General features: G+C 74.8%; 13 protein-coding genes and 1 pseudogene. 7 read left to right on the top strand and 7 right to left on the bottom strand.

All coding sequences use genetic code 11. The annotated features are described in order from the left end of the window. The first annotated feature begins 114 nt into the window (after positions 1–114). From ACFV0O_RS04665 to ACFV0O_RS04650, 4 genes and pseudogenes are all read left to right on the top strand, one after another. A complete protein-coding gene (locus ACFV0O_RS04665; protein WP_380336319.1) occupies positions 115–1017 on the top strand; it encodes a LysR family transcriptional regulator in 903 nt (300 codons plus the stop codon). Positions 1018–1145: 128 nt separating this feature from the next. Next, on the top strand, positions 1146–2723 hold the full coding sequence (locus tag ACFV0O_RS04660; RefSeq protein ID WP_380336317.1) for an MFS transporter: 1578 nt from the start codon (positions 1146–1148) through the stop codon (positions 2721–2723). Then, a complete protein-coding gene (locus ACFV0O_RS04655; RefSeq protein WP_380336314.1) occupies positions 2713–3687 on the top strand; it encodes an Lrp/AsnC family transcriptional regulator in 975 nt (324 codons plus the stop codon). The genes ACFV0O_RS04660 and ACFV0O_RS04655 overlap by 11 nt, the downstream gene beginning before the upstream one ends. A gap of 244 nt (positions 3688–3931) precedes the next feature. After that, positions 3932–4351, top strand: a pseudogene (locus ACFV0O_RS04650) (transposase); the annotation flags it as partial. Between the two features lie 174 nt (positions 4352–4525). On the opposite strand, the gene ACFV0O_RS04645 reads toward ACFV0O_RS04650, so the two are convergent. Beyond that, positions 4526–4831 carry a hypothetical protein gene (locus ACFV0O_RS04645; RefSeq protein ID WP_380336312.1) on the bottom strand — a complete coding sequence of 102 codons (306 nt, stop codon included), beginning with the start codon at positions 4829–4831 and terminating at the stop codon, positions 4526–4528. A 312-nt stretch (positions 4832–5143) separates the two neighbouring features. Beyond that, positions 5144–5350 carry a hypothetical protein gene (locus tag ACFV0O_RS04640; protein WP_380336310.1) on the bottom strand — a complete coding sequence of 69 codons (207 nt, stop codon included), beginning with the start codon at positions 5348–5350 and terminating at the stop codon, positions 5144–5146. Positions 5351–5680: 330 nt separating this feature from the next. Between ACFV0O_RS04640 and ACFV0O_RS04635 the strand changes: the two genes are divergently transcribed. Further along, complete coding sequence (locus tag ACFV0O_RS04635) at positions 5681–7108, top strand: carbohydrate-binding protein (protein WP_380336308.1); 1428 nt, start codon at positions 5681–5683, stop codon at positions 7106–7108. A 159-nt stretch (positions 7109–7267) separates the two neighbouring features. Here the strand turns inward: ACFV0O_RS04635 and ACFV0O_RS04630 are convergent, their stop codons facing one another. The 3 genes from ACFV0O_RS04630 to ACFV0O_RS04620 form a co-directional block, all read right to left on the bottom strand. Further along, complete coding sequence (locus ACFV0O_RS04630; protein WP_380336305.1) at positions 7268–10336, bottom strand: hypothetical protein; 3069 nt, start codon at positions 10334–10336, stop codon at positions 7268–7270. Continuing rightward, on the bottom strand, positions 10336–12270 hold the full coding sequence (locus ACFV0O_RS04625) for an HSP90 family protein (RefSeq protein WP_380336302.1): 1935 nt from the start codon (positions 12268–12270) through the stop codon (positions 10336–10338). Before ACFV0O_RS04625 ends, ACFV0O_RS04630 begins: the two co-directional genes overlap by 1 nt. Before the next feature lie 137 nt (positions 12271–12407). Next, positions 12408–13454 carry a hypothetical protein gene (locus tag ACFV0O_RS04620; RefSeq protein ID WP_380336299.1) on the bottom strand — a complete coding sequence of 349 codons (1047 nt, stop codon included), beginning with the start codon at positions 13452–13454 and terminating at the stop codon, positions 12408–12410. 350 nt (positions 13455–13804) lie between these two features. Between ACFV0O_RS04620 and ACFV0O_RS04615 the strand changes: the two genes are divergently transcribed. Further along, entirely contained in the window at positions 13805–14128 is a 324-nt protein-coding gene (locus ACFV0O_RS04615) for a hypothetical protein (RefSeq protein WP_380336297.1), read from the top strand. A gap of 53 nt (positions 14129–14181) precedes the next feature. On the opposite strand, the gene ACFV0O_RS04610 is transcribed toward ACFV0O_RS04615, so the two are convergent. Beyond that, a complete protein-coding gene (locus tag ACFV0O_RS04610) occupies positions 14182–14715 on the bottom strand; it encodes a hypothetical protein (RefSeq protein ID WP_380336294.1) in 534 nt (177 codons plus the stop codon). 471 nt (positions 14716–15186) lie between these two features. Here ACFV0O_RS04610 and ACFV0O_RS04605 point away from each other — a divergent pair, with 471 nt between their 5' ends. Beyond that, positions 15187–15987 carry a sigma factor-like helix-turn-helix DNA-binding protein gene (locus ACFV0O_RS04605; RefSeq protein WP_380336291.1) on the top strand — a complete coding sequence of 267 codons (801 nt, stop codon included), beginning with the start codon at positions 15187–15189 and terminating at the stop codon, positions 15985–15987. Here ACFV0O_RS04605 and ACFV0O_RS04600 read toward each other — a convergent pair. Continuing rightward, complete coding sequence (locus ACFV0O_RS04600; RefSeq protein WP_380336290.1) at positions 15961–16416, bottom strand: hypothetical protein; 456 nt, start codon at positions 16414–16416, stop codon at positions 15961–15963. The two genes, ACFV0O_RS04605 and ACFV0O_RS04600, sit on opposite strands and share 27 nt — an antisense overlap. Between the last annotated feature and the right edge of the window lie 169 nt (positions 16417–16585).

The raw sequence follows: 16585 nt of genomic DNA, 5'->3' as shown, positions 1-16585 counted from the left end.
GTGTTCCCTGCTGGACAGAGGGTGGCCCGGCGTCCGAGCATGAGTCCAACAAGTGGCACTCCGACGTGGATGAGGAAGTCTCATGTCCCCAGGTCACACGCCCCAGGACGCCCGATGACCACGGAGGTCAACCTGGCCCAGCTCAGGGCACTGGTCGCGGTCGCCGACACCGGCGGCTTCGGCGCGGCCGCCGACGAACTGGGCATCAGCCAGTCCGCCGTCTCGCACGCCGTCGGCGCCCTGGAGCGGGTCCTCGGCGCCCCCGTCCTGATGCGCGGGGCGCCCTGCAGGCCGACCCCGCTCGGCGAACAGGTCCTGCCGCACGCCCGAACCGCCGTCGCCTCCGCCGCCGCCGTGCGCACTGTCGCGACCCGGCACACCGGCGGCCTGACCGGTACCGTCCGGCTGGCCGCGCCGACCACCGTGTGCCAGGCGCTGCTGCCCGGGCTGCTGCGAGACTGGAAGGCCGCATACCCGGAGGTCACCGTCCGGGTCTTCGAGGGCGAGGACGCCGAGCTGCCCGCCTGGCTGGAGGCCGGCACCGTGGACGCCGCCGTCCTGGTGGACGCCGGGCCGCCGCTGCCCGGGGCCGTCGCGCTCGGCGCGGACTCGATGCACGCACTGCTGCGCCGCGACCATCCGCTCGCCGGCCAGGAGAGCATCCACGTCGCCGAGTTGGAGGACGACGACTTCCTGCTTTCCGAGGGCGGCTGCGAGCGCCACATCCGGGAGGCCTACCGGCGGGCCGGCACCCGCTTCGCTCCCCGGCACCGGATCCGCGACCTCAACACCCTGATCGGCATGGTGCACGCCGGGGTCGGTGTCTCGGTGATGCCCGCGCTCGCCCTTCCGATGCTCCCGGCCGACTGCGTGCTGGTCCCGATCCGGCCCGCCGTGCACCGGACCCTCACGCTCACCGGCCCGGCCGGGCGGCCGTGGTCCCCGGTGGTCAGCGGGCTGCTCGTGGGAGTGGGGGCGATGACGAAGGGCAAGGCCCTGGCCGCGGCACCGGCCTGAGTGGAGTTTTTCGGCGCCGGGAGCGGGGTCGGTGGAACTTCCCGTCGGTCCGGCCGGCAGTGACTGGTCGGCGCGCCCGTACGGCCGGAGGGTGACGGCATTCCGCCGTACACCCGAGGGAGGACCCGTTGTCCGCACACCCGCCGCGCCCGCTGTCCGCACCGTCCACGCAGCCGACGGCCACGCCGGCCACGGCCGTGCACCCCACTGCCGTACGGGAGAAGGCCGCGCGGGCGAAGGCCGAGCCGTCGTCGCCCGCTCCGCCGACCCCCGCGCACCCACGCCGCTGGTGGGCGCTGTGCGCGCTGCTCACCGCCGAGGCGATGAACCTGTTGGACGCGACGATCGTGCAGGTCGCCGCGCCACGCATGCGCGCCGATCTCGGCGGGCCGACCGCCGCCGTGCCCTGGCTCACCACCGCGTACACGCTGCCGTTCGCCGTCCTCCTGCTCACCGGCGGGCGGCTCGGCGACCGGGTCGGGCGGCGGCGAGTGTTCCGGATCGGGGTCGCAGGCTTCCTGCTCGCCTCACTGGCCTGTGCCTGCGCGCCCACGCTCGGCGCGCTGCTCACCTTCCGGGCCGTCCAGGGCGCGGCGGCCGCCGTGATCGTGCCGCAGACCGTCGGCCTGATCAAGGCCATGTTCCGGGGCCCGGAGACGGCTCGGGCGCTCGGCGCCATCGGTCCGGTGATGGGGCTGGCGGCGGTCGCCGGCCCGGTACTGGGCGGGATCCTCACCCACGCCGACCTGTTCGGCTCCTCCTGGCGCGCCGTCTTCCTCGTCAACCTCCCGCTCTCGCTCGCCGTCCTCGCCCTCGCCCCGCTGCTCACCGAGGACCGCGCCCCTCGCCGCCCCGGCCTCGACCCGGTCGGCAGCGCGCTCGCGGCGCTCGCCACCGGGCTGGTCGTCCTGCCACTGCTCGCCACCGGGAACGCCCCGACGGTGTGGCCGGCCGTCGGAACGGTCGCCGGCGTGGTCGCCGCCGCGGCCTTCGCCGTCCACCAACGGCGCGGGGCCCGGCGCGGCCGCGACACCCTGGTCGAACCCAGCCTGTTCGCCGCTCCGAGGTTCCCGGCCGCGCTGGTCACCCTCGCGCTCGCCTTCGCCGCCACCACGGGACTCGGCCTGGTCGTCGTCCTGCAGCTCCAAATCGGCAGCGGCGCCGACGCGCTGGCCTCCGGCCTGACCTTGCTGCCGATGTCGGCCGGACTCGCCGTCGGCTCGCTGTGGGCAGGGTCGTCGCTGGTCCGGCGGTACGGGCCGCGGGTGATGCCCGCCGGGGTGGCCGTCATGGCGGTCGGCATGGTGGCCGCCGCCGGCGCCTACCGGACGGGCCAACGACCCGAGGCACTGCCGTACGCGCTCGCCGTGGTCGGGCTCGGCCACGGGCTGTTCACGCCCGCCTTCTTCACCACCGCGCTGAAGCCGCTGCGACCGCAGGAGATCGGTTCGGCGGCGGGCCTGCTCAACGCCGTCCAGCAGCTCGGTTCCACGCTCGGTGTCGCAGTGCTCGGCCGGATCTACCTGGCCGCCCCGGACACCGCCGGGGCGCAGCACGCCTGCTGGATGGCGGTCGGCGTGCTGGCGGCCGTCGCCGTGGCGGGACACCTGATGAGCGACGCTCAGGGCGCCCGCACCGGTCTCCCCGTCCACGCGGCAGAATCGGACGGTGAGTCCGCCCACCGGGAACCCCCGCATGCTCGATGACCTCGACCGCGCGCTCGTCCACGCCCTGCGCGTCGACGGGCGCGCCCCGTTCAACCGGATCGCCGCCGTCCTCGACGTCTCCCCGCAGACCGTCGCCCGCCGCTACCGACGGCTGCGGGCCGAGGCCGGCCTGAGAGTGGTCGGCCTCGCCGACCCGCACCGGGCCGGGCGGGCCCAGTGGCTGCTCCGCCTCACCGCCGGACCGCACACCGCCCAGAACCTCGCCCAGGCACTGGTCCGGCGGACCGACACCGCCTGGGTGAAGCTCACCTCCGGTGGCACCGAGATCACCGCCATCGTCGACACCGGCCCGGGCCCCGACGGCCACAGCCTGCTGCTGCGCGACATCCCCCGCACCGCCGCCGTCACCGACGTCTCCGCCCACTGCCTGCTGCACACCTACCGGGGCGGCCCGACCGCCTGGCCGGTCAGCACCGAGGCGCTCAGCGAGGAACAGCAGGACCGGCTCCGCCCCACCGCCGCGGGTCCGCCGTCCGGCGGCCTCGACCCCGCCGACCTGACCCTGCTCGGCGCACTGCACCGGGACGGCCGCACACCCCTCGGAGACCTCGCCGCCGCCACCGGCCGCACCCCGGCCACCGTCGCCCGCCGGCTCGCCGAACTCCGCTCCGACGGAACCGTGTTCCTCGACGTGGAACTCGACGCCCGGCTCCTCGGCGCGGGCATGCAGGCACTGCTGTGGATCGGGGTCGCCCCCGCCCACCTCGACCGCGTCGGCCGTGCCCTCGCCACCCACCGCGAACTCGCCTTCGTCGCCGCCACCACCGGCCCCAGCAACCTCGCCGCCCTCGCCCTGTGCACCGACCCGGCCGACCTCCACCGGTACGTGACCGAGCGGCTGGGCGCCGTCCCGGAGATCACCGCCCTGGAGTCCGCCCCCGTCCTCCGCACCCTCAAGGCCGCCGGTCCGGTCCCGGCGCCACCGGGACACGGACGGTCCTGACCGGGGTCACGGCCCCGCGCGGGGTCATCGCCCCGCACGCGCTCACCGCGGGTCCTGGTGCCGCCCCCGGCCCAGCCCCTGAACCCACCTCCGCCGCAGTGCGACGCAGCGCCACGACCGCAACGATCGAACAGGGAAAGGCAGCCGACACGAAGGCCGCCGTTGATCATCGTGAGTTGTGTCAGCAAACGAGGATCAGGCGGTGGCCGCAGGCCACAGCGCAGTACCTGCCCATCGGCGGTCGATGTTCGACCAGGCGCCGGGTCGCATTGCGGGCCGGTTCGCCCGGGTCGAGCCCCGCCTTCGGGCACGGGCACGGGCGCCGGTGCTGGGCCTGCTGTCCGACCTACCGAGGAAGAACTGCCGGCCCCTGGCCGAGCACGCGGGTGACGCCACCCCGGACGGCATGCAGCACCTGCTGCACCGTGCGCCGTGGGACGCCTACGCGGTCCGCGACGACGTACGCGTCTACGTGGTCGAGCACCTGCACGACCCCGACGCCGTGCTCGTGGTCGACGAGACCGGCGACCTGAAGAAGGGCACCGCGACCGTGGGCGTGCAGCGCCGATGCACCGGCACGGCGGGCCGGATCGAGCACTCCCGGGTCACCGTCTACCCGGTCTACTCCGCCGCCTGCGGGCACGCCGCGATCGACCGGCACCTGCAACGAGATCCAGCACCTGTTCACCACATTGATCGCGGGACGAGTCCACGACTTCCGGCATCGGCTCCGCTGGTCACAGTGGCGGCGCCGACACCAGGCCCGAGCCCGTGACGGCCGCCACCGGCAGCAAGCAGCCCTGCAGCCATGACGATCAAGCCATGCGACCGGAGGTGACTACGCCGGAAATTCCTGGCCCATCGCCCGCAGGACGTCGGCGAGCCACACCAGGTGGTATCCCAGAGCACGATCCTGGTCGGCAAGCAGATCCCTCAGATGCTGCCAGGACTCCGAGAGCTGCCCGATCGTCAGGGCTCCCGGCTCCATGGCGACGTCGTACAGCTCGTCCGAGGGGACGGACCAGAAGTAGTCCTTGTCCAGGGCGACGGTGTCGCCCGCCACGGCGGTTTCCACATGGCTCAGCAGCACGTCGAACGACCTGCGCAGCTCAGCGAGGGACACGTACAGGGGTTCACCAGTCATGAGCACCATCATGAAGGACCGACAAGATCACGATCTACGGCCGGAGTACCAGGCGACCGGAACGCCGATCGCCGCCGCGACGGTCAGGCGGGGCGGCAGTACCGCCGTCACGCGCAGCGCGGAGGCGACGTCGCGGCGCGCGCGGAGCTTGGTGAGGGCGGATCAGGCGAACACCGCCGCGATCACGGCGCGGCAGCCGAGCCACGGGTATGCGGTCACGGCCCCCCTTGCGTCGGCACTCCCGCCGACGCAGGGCGGGGGCACGGGCGGCCCCGCGTCGGCCGGCCGGTTCGGCCTGCGGACCGGTACGGGTCAGCCACCGCCGCCGACGCAGGTGACGCAGGTGACGCAGGACGACTTGACCGCACAGGCCCAGGAGCAGCACCCCGTGACGTACAGGCCTTCGCCGCTGCAGTGCGTGGTGGTGCCGGTCGGGCAGGCGCAGTACGCGTCCGCGACATTCGCCTTGCGGCCGCCGGAAACCACGCGGTCGACCAGGTCGGGAACCGCCTGAACCATTTGTTCCTCCGCTCGGGAGGGTGGATCGGAGAGACCGTGCACGTACTCACGAGATCTCGCGGGACGAAAAGCTGACCGACCATTCGAGAACGTGCCCAGACCAACGCCGAAGCCGTCAACGGTCGGGAGTCCGGAATCAGAGGCTCCTGTCCCCCGGGGTTCACACTTCCCCTCCGCCGGGTCTTGACCCGACCTCCGGGACAGGTCTATACCAGTGGGAGCTCATGGCAACCACCCCACGCCCCTGGGCAGTTCACCCTGCCGACGCGCCACCCCCACCTCCGGCGCGAACAGGCACTTCCCCCACTGCCGTTTCCTGGAAGGCTTCCGATGGAACGCGCCATTCCCCCACACCCCGCCCGCCCGGAACACCCTGCCCACCCGGAACTCCCCGCCGGACCGCAGCAGTTCACCGGCCCGGAGCAGCGCGTCGACCCGAAGCAGCGCGTCGGGCCACCCGCCGGCTCATCCTCCGCGCCCGCCCGGCACCGGCGCAGGCACCGCCCCGGCCGAGCCGCCCTCGCCGCGACCGGCGTGCTCGGTCTGCTGGCCGGAGGCCTCGCCGCACTCGCCGGCTCCGGCTCCGCCGCCGCGGACACCACCGCCGCCACCGCCGCGGCCGGTCTGGGCAGCAACTGGTACGCCTCGGCCCCGTACCTGATGCCCGAGGACAACAGTCCGCCGGACGCCGCCGCCGTCATGGACGCCACCGGCCAGAAGGCCTTCCAGCTGGCGTTCATCCTGGCCCAGGGCAACAGCTGCTCCCCCGCCTGGGGCGGCACCTCCTCGATCGACAGCGACACCACCATGCCGAACGTGATCCAGACGATCCGCGGCAAGGGCGGGGACGTCTCGGTGTCCGTCGGCGGGTACGGCGGCACCAAGCTGGGCCAGGTCTGCGGCACGCCGGAAGCGACCGCCGCCGGCTACCAGAAGGTGATCACCAAGTACCAGCTGAAGGCGATCGACTTCGACCTGGAGGAGCCGGAGTACGAGAACACCGCGGCCATCCACAACGAGATCGGCGCGGCGCGGATCCTGCAGCAGAACAACCCGGGCCTGTACGTCTCGATCACCACCGCCGGCACCAACGCGGGCACCGGCTGGTTCGGCACCCAGATGCTCAACGAGGCCAAGTCCCAGGGCTTCACGCCGAACAACTACTCGATCATGCCGTTCGACGGCGGCTTCAACGGCGCGGCGGCGCAGACCGACGCGCTGGTGAAGTTCAACCGGATCCTGCAGACGACCTTCGGCTGGAGCGAGACCACCGCCTACGCCCACGAGGGCGTGTCGATGATGAACGGCCGCACCGACGCCGCCGAGTACTTCCGCCAGGCCGACTTCCAGGCCGTGCTGGACTTCGCCACCGCGCACGGCCTGGCCCGGTACACCTACTGGTCGGTCAACCGCGACCGGCAGTGCCAGGGCCCGGTGGACCCGGGGCTGTCCGGCTCCTGCTCCAGCGTGGCGCAGAACGACTGGGACTTCACCAAGTACACCGTGAAGTTCGCCGGAGCGACGCCGCCCACCACCCCGCCCACCACCCCGCCGACGACTCCCCCGACCACGCCGCCGACCAGCCCGGGCACCCCCGGCACCTGCACCGCCCCGGCGTGGAACGCGGGCACCACCTACAACGGCGGCGCCAAGGTGTCGTACAACGGGCACGACTACCACGCCAAGTGGTGGACGTTGAACGAGGTGCCGAGCGCCAGCGGCCAGTGGGGCGTCTGGGCCGACGACGGCCCCTGCTGACGCGGGACCGCACGGCACGGCCCGGCCGACCGACCGCCCGCCCGGCGCGACCGGACACGAGCGGGGCCCCGGGGTGCGTACGCACTCCGGGGCCCCACCCTTCGGTTCCGGCGCCCGCGACCCGACCGGGTCACCCGGCGTCCTTCCCCGCGCCGCCCGTCACCCCGACGCGGTGAACCGCTCCCGCAGCTCCGCCAGCACCTGAGCCGCCTCCGGCAGCCCGGCCGCCTCGCACTCCGCGATGCCGGCGGTCAGCCGGGCCACCGCCGCCGCGGTGCGGCCGAGGTCGCTGCCCTCGATCAGGGCGGCCAGCCGGACCGACTCCGCCCGCGGCGCCCCGGCCCGATCGCCGCCCTGCCCGTACGCCTCGACAGCCCGCTCGACCTCCGCGAGCGCCTCCTCGTACCGCTCGGCGACGGCCAGGCAGCGCGCCCGCTCGTAGTGCGAACCGCCGCGCAGGTACCAGGTGTTGTACTCCTGACCGCGCTCGTCGGCGGTCGCGCCGACCGCGTCCGCCTCGGCCACCAGCGCCAGTGCGGCGGACAGGCCGTCCGCCCCTTCCGCGCGTATCGTGATCCGCGCCAACTCCCGCAGCGTGGCGGCCATCTGGTCGACCTGCGGAGCCTTGGCATGGGCCTCGCGGGCCCGTCCGAGGGCCGCCTCGGCGGCTTCGTGGCGGTCCGCCTGGGCAAGCGCCAGGGTGGCCTCGCAGGCGACCATGGTGTGGGTCTCCTGGTCCTCCCAGTCGGCCACCAGGTCGGCCAGCCGCAGGTACTCCTCGGCGGCGTCCCGGTACTCCTCCAGTTCGACCAGGCCCCGGGCGAGGTCCAGCCGGGTCTGGGCGAGCATCCGGACGTCCAGCCCGGCCGCCGACGCGTCCAGCAGCACCGACTCCAGGACGGCGACCGCGTCCGCCGCCCGCCCGGTGTCGCGCAGCACGTCGGCCAGCTGCAGCCGGACCTGCGCGGCCTCCTCGACGGCCTCCGCACCCTTGCGGTCGTAGCGCGCGGCCGCCTCCGACAGCGCGCGGACCGCGCCCCCGAGGTCGCCCACCTGCAAACAGGAGTGGCCGAGCATCATGTACGTCGGCGCGTACGGATAGGAGTCCTCGCCCCAGCGCGCGGCTTCGGCCAGCGCCCGGTGGAACACCTCGACGGCCCGGCCGGGCTCGCGGCCCTGCAGCAGCACCTGGCCCAGCAGGCCGAGCACCCGCGGGGTGTGCCAGGGCAGTTCGGCCGCGTCCAACTCGGCCAGCACCTCGCGCAGTTCGTCGGCCGCCTCGGCCAACCTGCCCTGCCGGGCGGCGGCGTCGGCGGTGTACTGCCGGGAGGTGGCGGCGCGGCGGGCGGAGCCCAGCTCGACGGCACTCCGGTGGTAGCCGCCGACGGCCGCCTCGAAGCGCGCGGCGGTCTCCGCGGAGGGCTCGGGCAGCGCCTCGACCAGGTCGTGGTGGGCCGCGTAGGCGCGGGTCTGCAGCACGATCAGGTAGTCGTCGTCGGTCAGCTCGCCCGTCGCCCGCAGCTCCTCGGCCCGGGTCAGCGCCGTGTCCAGCGCCGCCCAGTCGGCGGTCCGGCCCCCGCTCCCGCCGGCGCCGACGGCGGCCCCCGCATCCGCGTCACCGGCGTCCGCAGCGCCGGCCGCCCCGTCACCGGCCGCCCCGTCAACCGCCGCACCGGCCGCGGCCGCGTCACCGGCTGCGCCACCGGCCGCCGCGTCAGCCTCCGCACGACCCGGCTCCTGGTCGAGTTCGACGATCAGCGTCCTGGTGCGCACCATCAACGCGGGCCCGGGCATCCCCGCCGCCTCGAACAGCTCCGCGGCGGCCAGCAGCCCGGCCTTGCCCTCGGCGTGCGCGTCGCGCTGCAGCGCGTCGTGGGCGCGCTGCTCGGCGAGTTCCGCGCGCAGCCGCTCGGGGCTGCCGACCGCCGTGCCCTCGGGGTGGGCGAAATCCGCGGCGGCGACGCGCTCGGCGATCCGCTTCCAGAGCCGGTCGGAGTCCGGGTGCCCGAGGGCTTCCAGTTCACGGGCCCGGACCACGAGGGCGGTGAAGTCCTCCGGTTCCGCCTCGACCGTCCGGCGCGGCGCGGGCGGGACGGCCGGGGCCGCGGACAGCTCGGGCGCGGCGGCGGCGCGCACGCCCAGGGCCAACGGCTCGTCCAGCAGCGACTCGACGGCCAGCCGCGCGCGCCGCGCGGCGCCGACCGCGTCGGTGCCGTTGCGGGCGTCGAAGCGGGCGGCCAGCGCGTCCGCCTCGGTGCGCAGGTGGGCGAGCAGGGTGTCCACCGTCCAGGCGGTGCCGGCCGGGCCGCTGACCGCGAGGTCGCCGTGGCCCGCCCTCGCCAGGCCGGCGATCAGCACCTCGACGCCGGTCAGGAAGTCCAGCCGGGAGGCGGCCTCGCCGGTGACGGCGAACAGGTCGCGGTTCTCGGCGAGCAGTTCCAGGCCGCGCGGCTCGTTGCCGGACAGTGCGCAGAACTCGATGTGCCGGGCGACGGAGGACAGCATCGAGGACTTGCCGCGCGCGAACCGGTAGCCGGTGAGGTGCGCGGAGCGGGCCTCGTCCGGCCGGCCCCGGCGCAGCAGCGGCAGCAGGGCGACCGACTGGCTCAGGTAGGGCTCCAGCTCGCAGGTGCTGCGGCCGGTCAGCACCGGGGCCAGCACCTCCAGCGCGCGGGCGTCGTCGCCGAGTTCGAGGGCGTGCCGGGCGCGGGCGCGGGTCTCGCAGGCGTGGCAGTCGCTCATCTCGGAGCGCGGACGGCCCGCCCACAGCTCGTACGCCTCCTGGAGGCCGACGCCGGTGAGGCCGGCCAGGTGGTAGCGCTCGGCGTAGTACGGCTGGAGGCCGTAGCCGGCCGCTCGGTAGCGGTCGCGCAGTTCGGTGAGCCAGCGCTCGACGGCCGCCAGCGGCACGTCCGGGTTCTGCCGCAGCGAGCCGGCCACCCACTTGAAGCGCCAGAACACCTGGTGGCGGGCCCAGTCGCCGAAGCCGTCCGGGTCCTTGTCCCAGAGCCCCAGCACGCGCGCGAACACGACCGGGATCTTGTTGCGCTCGCCGTCGTACTCGTAGGCCTCCATCAGTTCGAGCAGGGCCATCGAGCGGACCTTGGTGTCGTCGAACTGCTCGGCGGCGTCGACGAGTTCCTCGGCGGTGACGGTCCGGGAGCGGCCGTACGGACGGGAGTCGTTCTCGTGCAACGCGGCCATCACCGCGTCGGGGGTGTCCAGCATCACGCCTCCTGCTCGCCGTCGCGGTCCGGGCCGCCCGCCCCGCCCGGTCCACCGACTCCACCTGCTCCACCGACACCGCCCGCTCCACCGGCTCCACCGAGCTCGTGGCCGAGCATGGCGTGGTCGAGCAGGCTGATGAACGAACGGTTGAGCAACGCGGACTCGCTGGCCTTGAGCGGACGGCGGGTCATCAGCACGGCCTGCCCGTACAGCGCCTCGACGGCGGTGACGGCCAACTCGCGGTTGGTCACGGTCGCCGCGCGGCGCACCAGCGGGTTGAGGTGGTTGAGCACCAGCTGGGCGCGGGGCACCTCGGCGCGCAGCGAACCGAGGATGTCCGCCCACAACCCGTCTGCCTCGTCCGCGAGTTGGGCGCGGGTCCGTTCGTGCCGGGCCTCCCGGTTGTCGAGCAACAGGGCGGGCGCGTTGGTCGGGTGGAAGCTGCGCAGGGCGACGTCGCAGTCGAACCGGCCGACCACCTCGCGGGCGATCGCGAGGAAGGCGTTGGCGGCCAGCTCGGCGGCCGGGTCGACGGTGTCCAGGTGCGCGGTGACGGTGCCCGGGTCGAGGTCGGACACCGAGACGCCGGGACGGATCTCGGGCAGCCGGTGCACCAGGTCGCGGTCGTAGGTGTAGCCGCCGTTGACCACGCCGAGGCCGGCCGCGCCGGCGATCGGGGCGACCTGGCGGAACTCCTCGACCGTACGGGCCACCAGCACCACCGGGTGGCTGCGGGCGAACTCGTCCAGGGTGACGTTGCCGTCGGTGGTCTCGAACGGCAGCCAGGGCAGCATCATCCGCAGCAACTCGTCGTCGTAGCGCGCGAGTTCCTTGACCGCCAGGTGGTGGACGGACAGGAAGCGGTGCAGCAGCGCCGGGTCGCTCGCGGACAGGCCGGTCAGCCAGTCGCGGATCCGGGCACCGAGCGCGTCCCGGACGGCGGCCAGCGTCTCGTCGGCGTACAGGCCCTCGCGGGAGGCGGTGGGGCGCAGCCCGTCGGTGTCGACGACGCAGCGGACGAAGAAGGCCCAGTCCGGCAGCAGTTCGTCGGCCTGGTCGGACAGCAGCATGCCCTTGAGGTGCACCCGGTGGCCGTTGCGCCGCGACGGCGGGGCCGCGTCCGGCAGCACGTACGCGACGCCGCGCAGGCCGACCAGCGGCAGGTCCAGCTCGATGGTGTCGAGCGGGGTGAAGTCGAAGGTGGCGCGGCAGTACTCGCCGAGCGCGTCGCGCTTGGCGAGCGGGGAGGCGTGGCGCTCGGCCCACGGCGGGGTGCGGTTGACCCGGTGCTCGGTGCCGCCCGCGTCGATCACGGTGACGTCGTGGCGCAGCAGGCTGCCGAACTCCCGGGCGAGGGTGAGCACCCGGCCGGGGCGGGTCCACTCGACGGCGTCGGCTCGCGGGGCCAGGGTGACGGTGGTGCCCGGCTCGGGCTTGGCGGCGGCGGGCAGGGTGCGGATGGTGTAGCTGCCGTCGGAGCTGCCGCGCCATTCGATCACTGGGGCGTCCGGCGTGGCGGCGGAGCGGGTGACCACGGTGATCTCGTCGGCGACCACGAAGCAGGCGAGCAGGCCGATGCCGAACTGGCCGATGAAGTCGCCGCGGGCCCTGGCCAGTCCGTCGCCGTCGAGCCGGCCGTCGGCGTCGCGCTTGGAGCTGCGGCCGATGGTGGCGAGGAAGGTGTGGACGTCCTTCTCGGTCAGGCCGACGCCGGTGTCGGTGACGGACAGTTCGTCGTCGGCGCGGACGGTGATCCGGGCCGGTGCCGCGGGGTCGAGGGCGCGGCGGGCGGAGATCGCGTCCACCGCGTTCTGCAGCAGTTCGCGCAGGTAGACCCGCGGGCTGGAGTAGAGGTGGTGGGAGAGCAGGTCCACCAGGCCGCGCAGGTCCACCTGGAAGGTGTGCGCACTCGTCGGGTTGTCGGTCGGGGACACCGGAGGCTCTTTCGATCGCGGGGCGGGTGGCGGTCAGGGGACGCGGCTCGGCGTCAGGGGACGCTCGGGGTCGGGGGCGGGGCGATGCCGGGAATCGGTCGGGGTCGGGAACGGCAGGCGTCGGGGAACGGCCGGCGTCAGTACGCGGCGCAGCGGTCGCGGTGGGCGCGGAAGGTCCTGACCGGGTCCCCCGACAGGTAGTGCCAGGGCGACTCGGTGACGGCCCCGTCCAGCGCGTCGAACAGCAGCCGGGCGGTCTTGCGCTGGTCGGCCAGCGAGAAGGCCATCGCGAAGGTGTTGAAGGTGCCCTGCCAGCCGCGCACCGGTTCGAAGTCCGGGTGCAACACGGAACGGAAGGCGGCCTCCTGCAGCTCGGCCAGCACGGTCGGGCTGGTCAGGTACGCGCGGTCCTCGCCGTCCGGGAGGTCCAGCCAGTGCTCCAGGTGCGCGAGCGCGACCAGCTCGCCGAGGTGACTGCCCCCGGGCGCGGCCAGCATCGCCGAGCGGGCGAAGCCGTGCATCTCCTCGTGCGAGCCGCCCCACTTGGCGCACAGCTGCTGCAGCCGCTGGCGGTGGGAGCCGCCGTGTTCGGGCGAGCGGCGGACGGCGGCCTCGAAGCGGCAGGTGGCGACCTCCGGACCGAGCGAGGCACCGCGGGCGCTGACCTGCAGGAAGTACCAGGGGGCAAGCCAGGCCGGCTCGCGCTCGGCCACTTCCAGCAACTGCTCCTCGGCCGTGTCCAGCCGCTGCCGGAACACCGTCCACTGCTCCTCGGTGACGTTCTTGGCCCGGGCACCCGTGCGCGCCTCCCAGGCCCAGGTGATCTGCCGGGCGCCGGAGAGCAGCAGCGCCACCGTGTCGTCCGGGGTGTCGTCCAGGACCCGGCCGGTCCACGCCTCGACCCCGGGCACGTCGGCGATCACCCCGGCGAGGTACGTCAGTTCGGCGCCGTCCTCGACGGCGGACAGCACGGGGCGCAGCGCGGCCCAGTCCCCGTCCGCGGCCTGCGCGAGCACCAGGCGCACGGCCGCGTCCCCGAACGTCGGGTCGAGCTGCGGCTCGGCACCGCGGGACGCCGCGGGCGCCGCGGGCGCCGCGGTGGAGCGACGGCCGAACCCGAACCCGCGCCACCCGGCCCGGTCCTGCGCGCCCTCCCCGCCGGAGCGGCGTCGGAACAGCGGCATGTGGTGGCCCCCTCGAACGTCATCGGCATCTTTCGCATGGCCGTACTGCAGCCACTCCAGATGGAGTACATATCACGCCCGACTGACATCCGTTTCCCCAGCCCAGCGCCCTCCCGGGCCGGAAGCGGAGCGGAGCCCGTCCGGGGACGGAGCAGAGCGGAGCCGGAAGCGGAGCGGAGCCGGGAACAGGACCGGGGCCGGGCACGGAGCGGAACCCGGGGCCGGGCACGGAGCGCAACCACACCCGAACCGGCACCAGCGGGCATCAAGGGTGACATCTTGCTGCCTGACAGCGATCTGCCACCGTCTCTCGCACCGCACCGCACCGACGATCCGTCACCCTTGGTACCGTGCACGCCATCCGTTTCCACCTGCGCGCCCCCGACGGCCCCCGCAGCACCGACCAGCCGACCCCCGAGTCCGTGCGGGACGGGCTGGAGCGCGGGCTGCGCGGTCCGGTCCGGGTCGGGCACGCCCGGATCGTGGCCGGGCCCGGCACCGTGGACGCGGTGGTCTTCACCCTCGCCGACGACCTGATCACCGCCGAGGCCGCCCTGACCGCGGCCTGCGCCGAACTGGTGGGCACGGACGGCCCGCTGCCCGGCTGGCGGGTGGCCCACTGCGGGTTGGACACCTGGCTCACGCTCGGACCGTACGAACCCAGCCACCGCTGACGGGCGGACGGCCGCACCGCCGGCGCCCCGTCAGCAGCACCCGCCACCCGGACTCAGGCCGGCCCCGGCCCGGCGTCCGGCGTCCGGCCCGCCTGTGCCTGCTCGATCCGCTGGACCAGCATCACCGCGAACCGCCGCGTCGCGGCCACGTCCACCGGGCCGCCCTCGGTGGTCACGCTCGCCACCACGGTGCCCGAGCGCACCACGATGCCGACGCCCTCGCCCTCGGCCAGCGGCCCCTGGAAGGCCTGGCTCTCGCTGCCCAGCACCGGGGTGTCGAGCTTCCTGAACGGCCCGGCGGCGTACGAGGTGTACGTCTCCTTCAGCCGGTTCTTCGCCGCGTCCCGGCTGGGCAGGGTCTCCACGATGAAGCGGGTGACCACGTCGCCCGAGGAGAACCGGACCGACGCGCTGAGCGGCTTGCCCGCGCAGGGCTTGGCCGCGGTGCAGGTGACGGCGTGGTCGGCGGTGTCGACCCGGCGCTTCTCCTCCTCCCACCCGGCCATCGCCTTGGCGTCCGGCAGCACCTGGCCGACCAGCTTGTCGTCCAGCAGCGCCGCCTCCAGGTCCGCGGTGGGCGCCGCCACGGGGGCCGGCGCGGAGGCGGGTGCACTCGCGGGCGCGGTCGCGGGGGCCGGAGCCGCCCCGGACCCGGACCCCGCCGCCGACGGTGCGGCCGGATCCGCGGGCGCGGATGCCGCAGCCGTTCCGGCGGCCGCGCTCGCCGCCGCGCCCGGCGCCCCGGACGCCGTCGGCGCGGCGCCCTTCGACCCCCCGGACGAGCATCCCGCCAGCACCGCTGCCAGCACCCCGGCCGCAACCCCGGCGGCCATCCGCCGACCACCCATCCCCATTGCCCGCTCCCTCCGGCTGTCCGTGACCCCTCAACATAGCCGCAGCTCCACCCCCTTCCACCCCCGCCCCCTTCCACCTCCGCCCTCACGCCTGCCGCCCACGTTCCCGCCCGCATGCCCGCCGCCGCGGCCCGCCCCGGCCAGTAGCGTCCACCCGGGCACGACGACCGACAGCGGCCGGCAGCAACCGACGACGGGGGCGACATGACAGACGCGGACGGCCGACCACGGGGCACCCACCCGCCGGTGCCCACCCCGCCGGACTCCGCCCCGACCGACCCCACCGTGCCTGACCTCACCGCGCCCGACCTCACCGCGCCCGACCAGACCCCGCTGGTCCGGGCAGCCCAGCAGGGCGACGCCCTCGCGCTGAACGAGGTGATGAGCCCGCTCATGCCGTACGTCGGCCGGGTCTGCGCCCCGATCGCACGGCAGGACGCCCCCGACGCCGCCCAAGAAGCGGTGATCGCGATCGTCCGGAACCTGCCCCCGACTCAGGGCCCCGAAGCACTGTTCCGCCGGGCCCGGACCATCGCCGCCCGCGAGGCCGTCCGGTTCGTGAGCCGCGCCACGGCCGGCCCTGGCCGGACCGCCGCCGGCGCCGTACCCCTCTCCCCTCTCGTCGACGAGCAACCCGACCTGCGCGACGGCGAGTTGGCCGCTGACGTCCACGATGCCCTGGAGCGCCCGCCTCCCCGCCATCGCACCGTTCTGACGTTTCGTCACATCGAAGGACTGGACGAGCAGTCGGTGTCCGAGATCCTCGACATCCCGCTCGGCAGCGTCCGTTCACGACTCTTCGCGGCTGACCGTCCCCACCCATCTGCTCGGCGGCGCGCCGGACCCGGTGATCCGCCCCCCGCCCTGCTCTCCCCCGCCGGTGCTCCGGCGGACCGCCTGACGGCCGAAGTCCTGCCCGGCTGCGGGCACTTCCTGCCGCACGAGCGTCCCGAGGAGGTGGCCGCCGCCGTCCGCCGCCTATTCGCCGACGGCGTCCGACCGTGACCGGCCCCGTCGTTCCAGGCGGTCCAGCAGCACCTCGCCGCGCCGGTCGACGGGCTCGCCGAAGAAGCGCTGCACCGGCCCCGCGCCGGGCACCCGCGGGGTGGCGAGCAGGGCGAAGCGCGTCCCGTCGCCGTCCGGTACGGCCGCCATCCCGCCGAGCAGCACCCGGCTCCGCATCAGGCACCACCCGCCACGCAGCACGACCTCGAACTGCTCCCGGTGTCCCACCGCACTCACCGCGGCCCCCTCCCGCCGACCGCCGGGCCCGGCGGGACCGACCTCGAAGGAGCGCAACCCGCTGGTCAGGCGGGGCAGTTGACCGGACAGGTCGTCCACGACCGACCACACCTCGTCGAAGCCAGCCGCGATCCGGCGCTCGGCGAACAGCGGACGTCCGGGCCCGGCCGCGGCCGGCACCCGCCGCCGCACGGCGCCCCACTTGACCGTCGGCCACCCGTCCGCCGTCCCCGCCCCTCCCACCAGCCGACGCCCGACGCCCGATCACCACCCTCGGGCACCCGGGACTCGGCACCCGGCACCGGGCACCGCAGGCCGCGTGCCGACCGACCGGGCACCCGGCCGGCACCTAGCGCCGCCG

It is taken from the genome of Kitasatospora sp. NPDC059577 (assembly GCF_042735475.1).
In the GTDB taxonomy this organism is placed as follows: Bacteria; Actinomycetota; Actinomycetes; order Streptomycetales; family Streptomycetaceae; genus Kitasatospora.
Note: the sequence above shows the minus strand (reverse complement) of the source record. Positions and strands in the feature narration are given on the sequence as shown.

What these genes read in the sequence shown, in the direction of transcription:
- ACFV0O_RS04665 (WP_380336319.1), top strand. Translation starts at nt 115, where the DNA reads ATGACCACGGAGGTCAACCTGGCCCAGCTCAGGGCACTGGTCGCGGTC.
- ACFV0O_RS04655 (WP_380336314.1), top strand. Translation starts at nt 2,713, where the DNA reads ATGCTCGATGACCTCGACCGCGCGCTCGTCCACGCCCTGCGCGTCGAC.
- ACFV0O_RS04645 (WP_380336312.1), bottom strand. Translation starts at nt 4,831, where the DNA reads ATGACTGGTGAACCCCTGTACGTGTCCCTCGCTGAGCTGCGCAGGTCG.
- ACFV0O_RS04640 (WP_380336310.1), bottom strand. Translation starts at nt 5,350, where the DNA reads ATGGTTCAGGCGGTTCCCGACCTGGTCGACCGCGTGGTTTCCGGCGGC.
- ACFV0O_RS04635 (WP_380336308.1), top strand. Translation starts at nt 5,681, where the DNA reads ATGGAACGCGCCATTCCCCCACACCCCGCCCGCCCGGAACACCCTGCC.
- ACFV0O_RS04630 (WP_380336305.1), bottom strand. Translation starts at nt 10,336, where the DNA reads ATGCTGGACACCCCCGACGCGGTGATGGCCGCGTTGCACGAGAACGAC.
- ACFV0O_RS04620 (WP_380336299.1), bottom strand. Translation starts at nt 13,454, where the DNA reads ATGCCGCTGTTCCGACGCCGCTCCGGCGGGGAGGGCGCGCAGGACCGG.
- ACFV0O_RS04605 (WP_380336291.1), top strand. Translation starts at nt 15,187, where the DNA reads ATGACAGACGCGGACGGCCGACCACGGGGCACCCACCCGCCGGTGCCC.